The organism is Aeromicrobium sp. Leaf291 (genome assembly GCF_001423365.1).
Taxonomy (GTDB): domain Bacteria; phylum Actinomycetota; class Actinomycetes; order Propionibacteriales; family Nocardioidaceae; genus Aeromicrobium.
In genome coordinates this window covers 1,014,999-1,027,476 of the sequence record NZ_LMNM01000001.1, presented here as the reverse complement: position 1 = coordinate 1,027,476, position 12,478 = coordinate 1,014,999, and the positions used below count along the sequence as shown (strand labels likewise).

15 protein-coding genes and 1 tRNA gene are annotated in these 12,478 nt (G+C 69.6%); 10 read left to right on the top strand and 6 right to left on the bottom strand.

Annotated elements, in window-relative coordinates; all coding sequences use genetic code 11:
* The first annotated feature begins 107 nt into the window (after positions 1 to 107).
* The 4 genes from ASF35_RS05150 (at position 108) to ASF35_RS05140 (ending at position 1,542) form a co-directional block, all read left to right on the top strand.
* A complete protein-coding gene (locus ASF35_RS05150) occupies positions 108 to 719 on the top strand; it encodes a malonic semialdehyde reductase (RefSeq protein WP_055963789.1) in 612 nt (203 codons plus the stop codon).
* Between the two features lie 91 nt (positions 720 to 810).
* Positions 811 to 886, top strand: a tRNA-Phe gene (locus tag ASF35_RS05145).
* A gap of 134 nt (positions 887 to 1,020) precedes the next feature.
* Positions 1,021 to 1,257: a helix-turn-helix transcriptional regulator gene (locus ASF35_RS18605; RefSeq protein ID WP_082495370.1), complete on the top strand. Its 237-nt coding sequence runs from the start codon at positions 1,021 to 1,023 to the stop codon at positions 1,255 to 1,257.
* A 90-nt stretch (positions 1,258 to 1,347) separates the two neighbouring features.
* Positions 1,348 to 1,542 (top strand): hypothetical protein, encoded by a 195-nt coding sequence (locus tag ASF35_RS05140; protein WP_156367961.1) that lies wholly within the window; start codon positions 1,348 to 1,350, stop codon positions 1,540 to 1,542.
* Between the two features lie 116 nt (positions 1,543 to 1,658).
* Here ASF35_RS05140 and ASF35_RS17970 read toward each other — a convergent pair whose 3' ends face one another.
* From ASF35_RS17970 to ASF35_RS05130, 3 genes are all read right to left on the bottom strand, one after another.
* Complete coding sequence (locus ASF35_RS17970) at positions 1,659 to 2,153, bottom strand: hypothetical protein (protein ID WP_156364865.1); 495 nt, start codon at positions 2,151 to 2,153, stop codon at positions 1,659 to 1,661.
* A 62-nt stretch (positions 2,154 to 2,215) separates the two neighbouring features.
* Positions 2,216 to 3,466, bottom strand: a complete 1,251-nt coding sequence (locus tag ASF35_RS05135) for a hypothetical protein (RefSeq protein ID WP_156364866.1) — start codon at positions 3,464 to 3,466, stop codon at positions 2,216 to 2,218.
* A 316-nt stretch (positions 3,467 to 3,782) separates the two neighbouring features.
* The gene (locus tag ASF35_RS05130) at positions 3,783 to 4,400 is read right to left on the bottom strand and encodes a TetR/AcrR family transcriptional regulator (protein ID WP_055963777.1); all 618 of its coding nucleotides are present in this window, start codon (positions 4,398 to 4,400) and stop codon (positions 3,783 to 3,785) included.
* 81 nt (positions 4,401 to 4,481) lie between these two features.
* Here ASF35_RS05130 and ASF35_RS05125 point away from each other — a divergent pair, with 81 nt between their 5' ends.
* Together ASF35_RS05125 and ASF35_RS05120 are read left to right on the top strand one after the other, a co-directional pair.
* Positions 4,482 to 5,834: a cytochrome P450 gene (locus ASF35_RS05125; RefSeq protein WP_200914375.1), complete on the top strand. Its 1,353-nt coding sequence runs from the start codon at positions 4,482 to 4,484 to the stop codon at positions 5,832 to 5,834.
* Positions 5,813 to 6,646 carry an SDR family oxidoreductase gene (locus tag ASF35_RS05120; protein ID WP_055963773.1) on the top strand — a complete coding sequence of 278 codons (834 nt, stop codon included), beginning with the start codon at positions 5,813 to 5,815 and terminating at the stop codon, positions 6,644 to 6,646. Before ASF35_RS05125 ends, ASF35_RS05120 begins: the two co-directional genes overlap by 22 nt.
* A 37-nt stretch (positions 6,647 to 6,683) precedes the next feature.
* Here ASF35_RS05120 and ASF35_RS05115 read toward each other — a convergent pair whose 3' ends face one another.
* On the bottom strand, positions 6,684 to 7,475 hold the full coding sequence (locus ASF35_RS05115; protein WP_055963769.1) for an SGNH/GDSL hydrolase family protein: 792 nt from the start codon (positions 7,473 to 7,475) through the stop codon (positions 6,684 to 6,686).
* Positions 7,476 to 7,535: 60 nt separating this feature from the next.
* Here ASF35_RS05115 and ASF35_RS05110 point away from each other — a divergent pair, with 60 nt between their 5' ends.
* Complete coding sequence (locus ASF35_RS05110) at positions 7,536 to 8,309, top strand: SDR family oxidoreductase (RefSeq protein WP_055963765.1); 774 nt, start codon at positions 7,536 to 7,538, stop codon at positions 8,307 to 8,309.
* A 10-nt stretch (positions 8,310 to 8,319) separates the two neighbouring features.
* On the opposite strand, the gene ASF35_RS05105 is transcribed toward ASF35_RS05110, so the two are convergent.
* Positions 8,320 to 9,210 carry a sterol desaturase family protein gene (locus ASF35_RS05105; protein ID WP_055963762.1) on the bottom strand — a complete coding sequence of 297 codons (891 nt, stop codon included), beginning with the start codon at positions 9,208 to 9,210 and terminating at the stop codon, positions 8,320 to 8,322.
* Between the two features lie 100 nt (positions 9,211 to 9,310).
* Here ASF35_RS05105 and ASF35_RS05100 point away from each other — a divergent pair, with 100 nt between their 5' ends.
* The 3 genes from ASF35_RS05100 to ASF35_RS05090 all read left to right on the top strand — a co-directional run bounded on the left by ASF35_RS05100 (position 9,311) and on the right by ASF35_RS05090 (position 11,957).
* Entirely contained in the window at positions 9,311 to 9,940 is a 630-nt protein-coding gene (locus ASF35_RS05100) for a TetR/AcrR family transcriptional regulator (protein WP_055963757.1), read from the top strand.
* The gene (locus tag ASF35_RS05095) at positions 9,937 to 10,761 is read left to right on the top strand and encodes an SDR family NAD(P)-dependent oxidoreductase (protein WP_055963752.1); all 825 of its coding nucleotides are present in this window, start codon (positions 9,937 to 9,939) and stop codon (positions 10,759 to 10,761) included. Before ASF35_RS05100 ends, ASF35_RS05095 begins: the two co-directional genes overlap by 4 nt.
* A gap of 119 nt (positions 10,762 to 10,880) precedes the next feature.
* A complete protein-coding gene (locus ASF35_RS05090; RefSeq protein WP_055963749.1) occupies positions 10,881 to 11,957 on the top strand; it encodes a Glu/Leu/Phe/Val dehydrogenase dimerization domain-containing protein in 1,077 nt (358 codons plus the stop codon).
* Positions 11,958 to 11,973: 16 nt separating this feature from the next.
* Here the strand turns inward: ASF35_RS05090 and ASF35_RS05085 are convergent, their stop codons facing one another.
* Positions 11,974 to 12,459: a MarR family winged helix-turn-helix transcriptional regulator gene (locus ASF35_RS05085; RefSeq protein ID WP_162239228.1), complete on the bottom strand. Its 486-nt coding sequence runs from the start codon at positions 12,457 to 12,459 to the stop codon at positions 11,974 to 11,976.
* Positions 12,460 to 12,478 lie beyond the last annotated feature (19 nt).

Below are 12,478 nucleotides of genomic sequence, written 5' to 3'. Positions count from 1 at the left end.
AAAAGAGGGCCCGCGCCATCAGGCGCGGGCCTTCTTCGTGCTCCGGCGCCGGTGTCCGGTGCGTCACAGTCGGAATGCTCAGCGGCGTAGAGGTGGTTGAACGTTCCATGACTTCCACGACCACGAGTGAGTACGTCCTCGACGACACGGCCCTCGACACGCTGTTCCGCGAGGCACGCACGGCGAACACCTTCACCGACGAGCCCGTGACGGTCGAGGAGATCCGCGCCGTCCACGCGCTGACCAAGTTCGGCCCCACGGCCATGAACAACCAGCCCCTGCGGATCGTCCTCGTGCAGAGCCCCGATGCCCGCGCCCGTCTCGTCGAGCACATGAGCGGCAGCAACAAGGCCAAGACCTCCACGGCCCCGCTCGTCGCGATCCTGGCGGCCGACACGGACTTCCATGACCACCTGCCGGAGTTCTTCCCGCCCTTCCCCGGCGCCCGCGACATGTACGACGCCGACGAGGCCATGCGCTTCCAGCAGGCCGAGTTCAACGCGGCCCTGCAGATCGCCTACTTCCTCATGGGGGTGCGCGCGACCGGTCTGGCCGCCGGACCCATGGCGGGCTTCGACCGCAGCGGCGTCGACCGTGACTTCCTGGGCGGCACGAGCTGGCGGTCGCAGCTCGTGGTGAACCTCGGCCACCCCGGCCCGGACGCCTGGCAGGAGCGCCTCCCGCGCATCGAGTTCGACGACGCGGTGCGCGTCGTCTGACGTCCGGCCCCCCTTTGCCGCACCCACCCAAACCGGTTTCAGGTCCGCGGATCCTGTGCGATAAGGTGGCGGTCGCCCGTTCGCGGGCGACGGTCAGGTAGCTCAGTTGGTAGAGCGTCCGCCTGAAAAGCGGAAGGTCAGCGGTTCGACCCCGCTCCTGACCACCAGAGCGGTCCCGGTGATCGGGACTGCTTTCCGGGGTAATTGTTTCCCCTCGAATCCCAGACTCAGATCGAAGATGGCCCGCGGAAGTCGCGGGAGGGTTTGATTTCTCAAACCTGCCCGATCAAGGAGTGAGTGGATGCCCGCTACTGAGCCCGCGGGCAGGTCCGAAGGCCGTCGAGCCACGCTCACGGAACTGGGCCTCCGCGTTGCTGCGTGTCGCACTGAACTTGGACTGAGCCTGGCGTCTGTCGCCGAGGCCGTTGGGGTCCACCACTCCACGCTGTCGAGACTTGAACGCGGCCAACAGGACCTCGGCGCGAGTCATCTCCCGATGCTTGCCCAGACCCTCGACGTCAGCGTCCGTGTGTGGTGACGTGTGACGCAGCGATCTAACTTGAGGACGCGTATCTTCGAAGTGTCTGGCGGCTCGGGCGGCGCTTACCACCTCGATAGGACTAACGCCATGGGTGACACCGCCGACATCCCGTACGACGAGCAAGCACCAGAGCAGCGGGCCGTGACCCGGCACCAGTGGGATGTCGACATCAGGGCGACCCGCGAGGCTCTGAACTATGCGGAGCGCTTTGCCTCAAAGGGCCGCGCCTACGTGGAGGCAGCCTCCGATGAGTCCGTAATTCGTCGCAGCGGGGCGCGCTAGCCGATGGAAAGCCGATCAGCCGCGCCTATGCCTGGCTGAATTCTTGGCAGCGCAGTCATACATTTGCGCAAGCGCAGCAGGAGGCCCACTCACGACATTGGATCGAACAGAGGAGGTCACGCCTCGGGGCAAGTCTTTCCGGCGACGATCTGAAGGCTATAGCGAACCTCTTGCTGAAGTTCTTGCCCGTCGTGCAGATAGTTGACGCGCACGGCCCCAGACGAGCCTGCACCGGTCCGCGCGCGGACGCCGACCCAGAGAAACCATGTCTGGGCCGGCTTGATAACCGCGCCGGGAACAGACTGACCTTCCTCCTTTAAAGTCTCTTCGGCCCCGGGATAGGCGGGTGGCCACTGAGACCAGACCAGCCCATTCGCTTTCTTGTCGCTAGGCACGATCGCTGCGCCAACGATCTCCAGTCCCTGGGCATCGATCAGTTCTGCGGACTCGAGCGTGACGTCTGACTGAGTAGTGTTCTTGAGTAGTGCCTGCCCGAACGTCTTCGGCTCGCTGCCATTCGCTTGGCAAAGAGTCCACGCCGATCCGACATCGAGCGCCTCGCCGGTCCGGACTCCATTGCTCGAACAGCTCGCCGTGGCCGCGACCAACAAGGCAACGGCTAGGACCGCCGCGACCCGTCGAGACTGGGACGAAACCCGTACAGGTGAACCTCTCACGTGAGCCCTTGCATGGCGATGACTCGGGCGTCACCACCGGGGAAGTCGGCGCTGCCGCACAAGTTTCCAGCCGTCGTGAAACTCCATTTCTGCTCAGCCGCGGTCGTGAACCCCGTCTGCGAGGAGAGGTCGATGCCGATGGCTGCCTCGATCTTGACGCCGTTGTTCCACCTGATCGCCTCGGTAGAGTTCTTCGTGCCTGACGAGCCCGCGGCGTAGGGAGTGCAGTTGGGTGTTGCGAGCGTGCTGCGACCCGTTCGGGTTCGCGTACCGCCCTCGTGCTTGATGGGGCGCACCGTCACTTCGCTGACGCCCCTCGTGGGGTAGAACGTGCAGTACTTGCCGTACGAGAACTGAGTGTCGAAATTCAGGTACTGCGGAGTAGTAATCTTCGGGAACTCGACCTTCAGGGTGTGTTCGCGAGTTACTGCATCAGAAGCGGTGAAGATGCCGTCGACCTCGATAGCGGTCCCGAGCGACGTCGACGCCAGAGTGCTGTAGACGAACTCTGATTCTTTCCCGCTCACCCTGATGAGGGCGTTGCCGACGTTGACCCAACGGTTTCCGAGATTCTCGATCAAGGTGGTGCCGGTGGACGGGCAGACCTCGTCCTGACTGGCCTTGGTGCTCGTCGGCGAAGGCACGTCCGTCAGCGCTTCCGCTTGAGACTTCGACTCTTCGTCGGACTCACCCACGGTCTGGCCAGTCGCCGAGTACGACCGCTTGCCGGCTGTAGCCGTCGTCGAAGGCGCATTTAGAGCGACTTCGGAGCCGCGCAAAACGTCGCCCGTCCTGCTGTCGACCACGGCCGCAGATTCAGGCACACCGTCAGCCACACGGGAGTCCGCGAGCGTCACCGTCCGAGTCACGATGCCTTCTGACCCGAGGTCGCCGACGACGTCAATGTCGAGGTACTTCTCGCCATGCATGAGGTTCGTGATGTCGGCGATGTCGCTCGCAAGAATGTCGACCTGCCCCGTCCGTGAGGTCGCGCGTCGCGCGATCTCCACGCGATCAACTTGCTGTCCCACCCTCACATCGGCAAGGTCCTTTGCCGATGGCCACGCGTAGAGGGTGACGGGGACATGTGCTGCCGGGTCGCCTTGCGCATCAGCGACCCCGACCGAGACGACGACCTCGTCGTCAGCAGAGGCGGTTGCGCTCTGCCAAGTCAGTCCCACAACTGCCACCGCGCCCACGACTGCGCTGACTCCGATTTTTTGTGCGCCCAACAAGCTTGTACGCATGCCTCGACCCCCCGAGATTGGTTCCGCTCAAGCAAGCGGTGCCCGCAGTTTCGGCGTTCAGGTGGCCGCCGTCAAGGATTCAGTAGATGGCCACACCGTTTCGAGACGAACGTAGGTACTTCTCGACCTTGTTGTCATTATTCGGCTTCTGCCATGTTATCGACGCCGTTATTGCCTGACTGTCACACGATGTCGAGGTCGCCCGACTCCGCCGAAGAGGTTCGCCTCGAGGACGACCGTCGGATTGGCGCGCTACCGGCCTGGCGCGACGGATCTCCCGCGCCGCGTCCTCCCGTCCGGAGGCACGAGCGCACCCTCAGCGGTGCGCGGTGGCCTCGAAGAGGTGGACCGCCGCGTCGACGATGTCGTCGGGCTCCGCCTCGACGGCACCCTCGAGCCAGTCGGTCACCAGCTGGGCGATCCCGCCGATGAACATCGTGGCGGCCAGCCGACCCTCGGGCTCGTCCCAGGCGCTCGGCCCGTGCAGCGACCGCGACTCCTGGGCGGTGAGCGCCACGAAGTCGCGCAGCAGCTCGGCGCGGCGTGCCCGCAGCGCCGGCAGCGCGACCGACTCGATCATCGCCACGCGTCCCTTGCGGGGGTCGTCGGTCAGGATGCGCACGAAGGCCGCGAGACCGGCGCGCACCCGCTGCTCGGCGTCGCCCTCGGCCTGCTCGAGCGCCGAGACCGACGCGGACGCGATCTCGGCGGCCACCGCCTCGAGCACCGCCGTGAGCGCCGCCTCGAGGTTCGTGAACTGCTCGTAGAAGTAGCGCTCGGAGAGTCCGGCGGTCGTGCACACCCGGGTCATCGTCACCGGTCCGGCCGCCTCGGTGCCCCACACCTCGAGGGCAGCCTCGAGCAGCCGTTCGCGCCGCTCCCGCCGTCGCTCCTCGTGCGTCCGTCCGCCGTAGACCCCTGCCTTCACCGCCATGTCGACATCATACGTGGATATTGACAGGACGCCCTTCCTGAATCAGGATGACCCGTGATGCAGGTCACTCCTGGAGGTCCCATGACACAGCCGGTGGACGCCCCGTACCGACGCGGGCTCCCGTGGGTCGGGCAGACGCTGCGCTACGTGCGCGACCCGCTCGCGATGATGCGCGATCAGCACGACCGCTACGGCCCCGTCAGCGAGATGGACTTCATCGGCGACCGGTGGACCGTGCTGCTCGGCCCCGACGCCTGCGAGGCAGCGTTCCGCAACGCCGACAAGGCCTTCGCCAGCGGACCAGGATGGGGGCGGCTGGTGGGGCCGTTCTTCGACCGCGGGCTCATGCTGCTCGACTTCGAGGAGCACCACCGCCACCGCCGGATCATGCAGGCCGCCTTCACGCGCGACCACCTCGCCGGCTACACCGCCGCCCTGCAGGAGCCGGTCCGCCGGACGATCGCCGCCTGGGAGCACGGGCCCGACGTCCAGGTGTACCCGGCGCTCAAGTCGCTCACCCTCGACGTCGCGACCGAGGTGTTCATGGGCGGCGTGGAGCCCGCCGACCCCGGCGAGCTCGACCGCGTCAACGCCGCCTTCATCGACTGCGTCCAGGCCGCGACCGCCCTCGTGCGTCTGGACGTGCCGTTCACCCGCTGGGGCCGGGCGCTGCGCGGACGGCGACTCCTCGAGGACTTCTTCGCCCGCCACCTGCCCGGCCGCCGCGACGGTGACGGCACCGACCTGTTCTCGGTGCTGTGCCGCCTGCGCGACGAGGACGGCAGCACGTTCAGCGACGACGACGTCGTCAACCACATGATCTTCCTGCTCATGGCCGCGCACGACACGTCCACCATCACCAGCTCGACCATGGTCCAGCTGCTCGGCCAGCACCCCGAGTGGCAGGAGCGCTGCCGGGCCGAGGCGATGGCCCTTCCGGAGCACCCGACCCTCGACGACCTCGACACGCTCGTCGACATCCCGCTGGTGATGAAGGAGGCGCTGCGGCTGGTCCCGCCCGTCCCCGTGGTCGCCCGGCGCACCGTGAAGGAGACCGAGGTGCTCGGCCGATGCATCCCGGCCGACCGGCTCGTCGTCGTGATGATGCACCTGTCGCACCACCTGCCCGAGCTGTGGCCGGACCCGGAGCGCTTCGACCCCGAGCGCTTCGCCGAGCACCGCCGCGAGGACAAGGCCCACCGGCACGCGTGGGACCCGTTCGGCGGCGGGGTGCACAAGTGCCTCGGCCTGTTCTTCGCCGGCGCCGAGGTGAGCTCGATCCTCGTGCACCTGCTGCGGCACCACCGCTGGAGCGTCGACCCCGACTACCGGGCTCCGCTGAGCTACCTCTCCCTCCCGTTCCCGAAGGACGGACAGCCCGTCCACCTCTCACCCCTCCCCCAAGGAGCGACATGGCACGCACGCACCAGCTGACCGGCAGCACCGTCCTCGTCACCGGCGCCGCGCGCGGCATCGGTCTGGCCACCGCCGAGCGGTTCGCCGCGGCCGGGGCCCGCGTGGTCCTGGGCGACCTCGACGACGACCTGGTCGACAAGGCGGCGCGCTCCGTCGGTCGCGGCGCCGTCGGCCACCGCCTCGACGTGAGCGACCGCGCGTCCTTCGCCGCGTTCGTCGCGTTCGCCGAGGCCGAGGTCGGGCCGGTGGACGTGCTCGTCAACAACGCGGGCATCATGCCGATCTCCCCGCTCGTGGACGAGACCGACGACGCCACCGACCGGATCCTCGACGTGAACCTGCGCGGGGTCATCACCGGCACCAAGCTCGTCGTGCCGGGGATGATCGCGCGAGGTCGCGGTCACGTGGTCAACGTGGCGTCCGGCGTCGGCCGCATCGCCCTGCCGCACGGCGCCACCTACAGCGCGAGCAAGTACGCCGTCGTCGGCTTCACCGAGGCGATGCGCACCGAGCTCGCACCCCAGCGCGTCGACGTCTCGGCGATCCTGCCCACCGTGGTCGCCACCGAGCTGGGCTCAGGCATCCAGGCGACGCGCGGCATGCGTCCGTGCCGCCCCGAGGAGGTGGCCGACGCCGTGGTGGCGGTGGCGCGGAAGCCGCGCTTCGAGACCTGGGTGCCGCGGCACGCCAAGGCGATCTACTACGGGGCCAACCTGCTCCCACGACGAGCGAAGGACACGCTCGGTCGGGCCCTCGGCACCGACGGCGTGCTGGCCGACGCCGACGAGGAGATCCGCGACGCCTACGAGCAGCGCGCCGCCCACTCCTGAGTCCCCGCGTCTCGGAGCGTCATCGGCCGATCCGCCGTCACTCGGACGACGGTGCTCCGAGGCGCGAGGGGTCGGGGTAGCGCGCCGACAGGGTGTCGCCCGACGAGGTGCCCGTGAGGCGGCGCTTCACCCACGGGGCGGCGTGCGTGCGTGCCCAGTCGAGGTGGTCGGCCCGGGCTTCCCGGGGCGTCCGTGCCGGCGGGTCCACGAGGGGCAGCGGCTCGAGGTCGTGCGGCACGCCCAGCTCGTCGAGCACAGCGATGGCCATCCGCTGGTGGCCGGCCGACGACATGTGCAGCCGGTCGACGGCCCACATCCTCGGGTCGCGGTACTCACGCATGCGCCAGAAGTCGACGAGTCGCGTGCCGTGCCGGTCGGCCACCTCGCGCACCAGCTCGTTGTAGATCGCGAAGCGCCCGCGCCCGGCGGAGAAGATGGGGAAGCCCGCAGGGTCGAACGCGGTGAACAGCACGACCGTCGCCCCCGTGCCCCCCAACGTCCCGACAGCGTCGTCGTACCGGGACACGAGCGCGTCGATGTCGACCTTGGGGCGCATGATGTCGTTGCCGCCCGCGTACAGCGAGACGAGGTCGGGCCGGGCCGCCAACGCGGGCTCCAGCTGCTCGTCGAGCACCGCGGCCAGCTTGCGACCGCGGATCGCGAGGTTCACGTAGCCGAAGCCGTCGCCTCCCCCGCCGACCGCACCGCGGCCGAGCACCTCGGCCACCCGGTCGGCCCACCCGCGCACGCCGTTGGGGCGGGTCGGGTCGGGGTCGCCGACGCCCTCGGTGAAGGAGTCGCCGAGGGCCACGTACCTCTGGAAGCTCATCCGGACAGGCTAGGTGGCGCGCCCGACGCCGGTCACCGGAGCCCGCCGTAGGCTGACGACATGGACCTCGGACTGGCAGGCAGGACGTACGTCGTCACCGGTGGGACCCGCGGACTGGGTCGCGCGACGGCGGAGGTGCTCGTGGCCGAGGGCGCGAACGTCGTGCTCTCCTCCCGCTCGCAGGAGTCGGTCGACGCCGCCGCGCGGGAGCTGGGCTCGGCCGGTCCCGGCGGAGCGGTCGGCATCGCCGCCGACAACGCCCACGAGGACACCGCCACCTCACTGGTCGCCGTCGCGCAGGAGCACTTCGGCGCTGTGCACGGAGCCCTGGTGAGCGTGGGCGGCCCGCCTCCGGGCACCGTGCTGGGACGCACCGACGCGGAGTGGCGCGGCGCCTTCGAGAGCGTCTTCCTCGGCGGCCTGCGCATCGCCACCGCCGTCGCCGAGGCGATCGAGCCGGGACGGGGCGGCTCCATCGCGCTCGTCCTGTCGACGTCGGCCAAGATGCCCGTCACCGGGCTGGGCATCTCCAACGGCCTCCGCCCAGGGCTGGCCATGGCGGCGAAGGACCTGTCCGACGAGCTGGGCCCTCGCGACGTGCGTGTGAACGCGTTGCTGCCCGGACGCGTGGACACCGAGCGCGTGCAGGAGCTGGACGCGCTGTCCGGCGACGCGGCGGGCTCCCGCGAGCGCGCCGCCGCCGCCATCCCACTGCGCCGCTACGGCCGACCCGAGGAGTTCGGTCGCGCCGCGGCCTTCCTGCTCTCCCCCGCGTCGGGCTACCTGACCGGCGTCATGCTCCCGGTCGACGGCGGCCTGTCGCGCGGTCTCTGACGCCCCCGCGTCAGCGCCGGGGCAGGACCGTCTGCTCCGGTTCCGAGTGGTCGGCGGGCGTCCAGCCGGGCGGGCCGAACAGGTAGCCGAGCTTGTCGCGGAACCGGTGGGCCGAGCGCACGTCGCGCACGATCTCGACGTAGTCGCCGTACTGCAGCTTCAGCAGGTTGTACGTCTCGACCTTCTTGGTCAGGCCGTAGGTGGGGCGCTGTCGCTCCTCGGTGAACGAGCCGAACAGCCGGTCCCACACGATGAGGATGCCGCCGTAGTTCTTGTCGAGGTACTCGGGGTCGCTGCCGTGGTGCACCCGGTGGTGGGACGGCGTGTTGAACACGTACTCGACGGGCCTCGGCAGCTTCGTGACCAGCTCGGTGTGCACGTAGAACTGGTAGATCAGGTTGAAGCCGAACGCCACGTAGAGCGTCCACGGCGCGAAGCCGAGCAGCGGCAGCGGCAGCCAGAAGAAGAACTCGAACCAGGGGTTCCACTTCTGCCGCAGCGCGGTGCCGAAGTTCATGAACTCGCTGGAGTGGTGCGCCTGGTGCCCGGCCCACGCGATGCGGACCCGGTGGCTGAACCGGTGGTGCCAGTAGTAGCCGAGGTCCACGCCCAGGATCACCAGGACCCAGTACCACCACGTGTCCGTGGGCAGCTGGAACGGCGCGACGTAGGCGTAGACGGCCACGAAGCCGAAGAACGTCACGACCTTGAACGCCGTCAGGAAGACCAGGGAGAGGACGCCCATCGAGATCGACGTGCGGGCGTCCTTGAGGGCGTAGCCGGTCGTGTTGTCGTCGTGGTCGAGCCACTTGAGGGCCGCGAACTCGATGAGGATGGTCAGCACGAAGAACGGCGCGGCGTAGGTCACCGGGTTCTTCAGCGGGTCCAGCAAATCGTCCATGCGTCCTCCGACGTCGACATCCACCCCGGGCGTCACCGTCCGGGCATATGACTTTCGGGTAAGTTACCACGTGTTCATACTCGTCCGCTAGAGTTCGGGCATGGCCGTCCGACCCAACGCCGGCACCAAGGGGGTCCCCCGTGCCGAGCGCGAGGAGCAGATCCTCGACGTCGCATCCGTGGCCTTCGGGACCGACGGCTTCGCGGCCACCAACATCGCCGACGTCGCGCGCGCCGCCGGGATCTCCAAGCCGCTCGTCTACAACTACTTCGGCTCCAAGGAGGGCCTCTACGCCGCGTGCCTCGACCGCGCCGGGACCCTCCTGGGCGACGAGATCGAGCGCATCGCGCGGGAGGACGTCGTGGGCATCGAGCGCGGCGTCCGCACGCTCGCGGGGATGTTCGCCGTGCTGGAGGACCGCCGTCACGTCTGGCGGCTCCTGCACGACCGCACCGCGCCCACCGCGAGCGAGGTCGTGGGCGTGGTCAGCGCACACACCGAGCGTCTCGACAAGCTGGCCCACGAGGGCGTGAGCGAGCTGCTCGCCCTGGGAGGCGTCACCGACGAGCTCGACGTGTCGGCCATGACCGCCACCTGGCTCGGCATCGTCGACTCCCTCATGGACTGGTGGGTCGACCACCCCGAGCAGACGGCCGCCGACATGGTCGACCGCGTGGGCCGGCTCATCGGTGCCCTGTTCGTCGACGCGTCCGCCGTGGCCACGCGATGAGTCCGCGAGTCCGACGGTCCAAGGTCGCGGTCGTCACCGGCTCCTCGAGCGGCATCGGCGCCGAGGCGGCGGTGCAGCTGGCCGAGCGCGGCTGGACCGTGTGCCTGCTCGCCCGTCGCGCCGACGAGCTCGACACCGTCGCGGCTCGCGTGCGAGAGGCCGGCGGCACGGCTTGCACCTACCCCGTCGACCTCACCGACGACGCCGACACCGCCCGGGTCGTCGACCAGCTGCTGGCCGAGCACCCACGCATCGACGTGCTCGTCAACAACGCCGCCCGGTCCATCCGACGCTCGATCCGCGACTCCACGGACCGCCTGCACGACTACGAGCGCACCGTGGCGATCAACTACCTCGGCGCGGTGCGGCTCACACTGGCCCTGCTGCCCCGCTTCCTCGAGCAGGACCGCATCGACGGGTCACGCGGCCACGTCGTGTTCTCCTCGACCATGTCGTCCCAGCTGCCGATCCCGCTCTTCTCGGCCTACCTCGGCAGCAAGGCCGCCCTCGAGTCGTTCGCGCGGTCCCTGCTCGCCGAGCACGGCCACGAGGGTGTGACCACCACCGTCGTGTACTTCCCGATGGTGCGAACGGAGATGTCCGGGGCCACGAGCATCTACGCCGCCATGCCGATGATGACGCCCGACAAGGCGGCTCGCTGGCTGGTCAAGGCCGCCACCGAGCGGCCGACGCGGGTCACCAGCCTCGGCGGCGCCGTCACCGAGGCCGGCATGTCGGTGCTGCCCGGGGCGCTCACCAAGGTGATCACCCCGAGCATCCGCCGGATGGACAAGCGTCTCGCGCGCCGCACGCGCGACTGATCGATCCGTGCGTCGAGCGTCCGGACGGGAGTAGCATCCGAGGAGGTCCTCACCACCCCGAGGGCCACCACCAGCGCCCCGTCCACCCACACCGGGGCCCAGCACACCAGGAGCACTCCGTGACCACGTCCGTCTTCGCCCATCCGCACGAGCAGGTCGTCTTCTGCCACGACGAGGCCAGCGGCCTGCGGGCCATCATCGGCCTGCACTCGACCGCCCTCGGCCCCGGCCTCGGCGGCACCCGCTTCCACCCCTACGCGAGCGAGGCCGACGCCCTCGCCGACGTGCTCGCGCTCAGCCAGGGCATGGCCTACAAGAACGCGCTCGCCGGGCTCGACCTCGGCGGCGGCAAGGCCGTCATCATCGGCGACCCGCGCACCCAGAAGACCGAGGCCCTGCTGCGCGCCTACGGTCGCATGGTCGAGTCGCTCAACGGTCGCTACTACACCGCGTGCGACGTGGGCACCTTCAGCCCCGACATGGACGTCATCGCCCGCGAGACCTCCTACGTGACCGGCCGCACCGTCGAGCACGGCGGCGCCGGCGACTCCTCCGTGCTCACCGCCTTCGGCGTCTACCAGGGCATGCGCGCCAGCGCCCAGCACGCGTGGGGCAGCCCGTCCCTCGCCGGCCGTACCGTGGGCGTGGCCGGCGTCGGCAAGGTCGGCAAGCACCTCGTGGAGCACCTCGTGGCCGAGGACGCCTCCGTCGTCGTCACCGACGTGGACACCGCCGCGATCGAGGCGCTCACCGCGCGCTTCCCGCAGGTGCGCGTCGTCGCCTCCACCGAGGCCCTGGTGGCCGAGCCGCTCGACGTCTACGCGCCGTGCGCGCTCGGGCGGGCCCTGTCCGACGACGTGATCGACGTCCTGTCGGCCCGCGTGGTCTGCGGCGGCGCGAACAACCAGCTCGCGCACGACGGCACCGCCAAGCTGCTCACCGAGAAGGGTGTCGTCTACGCCCCCGACTACTGCGTGAACGCCGGCGGCGTCATCCAGGTGGCCGACGAGCTCGACCCGCAGGGGTTCAGCTTCGAGCGCGCGAAGGCCCGTGCCACGGGCATCTTCGACACGACCCTCGCCGTGCTCGAGCGGGCCGCCTCCGAGAGCATCACGACGGCCGAGGCCGCGGACCGCCAGGCGGAGCAGCGCATGCGTGACGTGGGCCGACTCGGCCAGATCCACCTGCCGCGCTGACCCTCCTCCCCGTCGGTCAGGGGTCCTGCGCGCGCGGTTCCTGGGCGTCGATGACGTCGATCATCGCGGCCAGGAACCGGCGCACGACGGCGAGCTCGTCGTCGTCGAACTGGTCCATGGCCGCGTCCATCGACGCGGCCATGGGTCCGAACATCGCACTGGCGGCCTCGCCTGCGGACCTGGTCATCGCCAGGCTGACCCGACGGCGGTCGACCTCGTCGTGGGAGCGCTCCACGTGGCCGGACCGCTCCAACCGGTCGAGCAGCGTCGTGGTGGCCGACGGGCTCAGCGCGAGGGCGCGGGCAAGCACGCCGGGTGTCAGCGGCGCCCGCCCGTCCTCGTGCGCGCGAGCCAGCACCGACAGCGCCGTGAGGTCCGACCGGTGCAGGCCGTGGGCGGCGCCGGCGCGCTCGGCGTAGCGCGTGGATCGCTCGGACAGGTCGCGGAGCTGGCGCACGACGTCGGCCCGGTCACCCTCGGGGGGTCCGTGTTGCGCACTCATGCCGCCCATCCTATCCTTC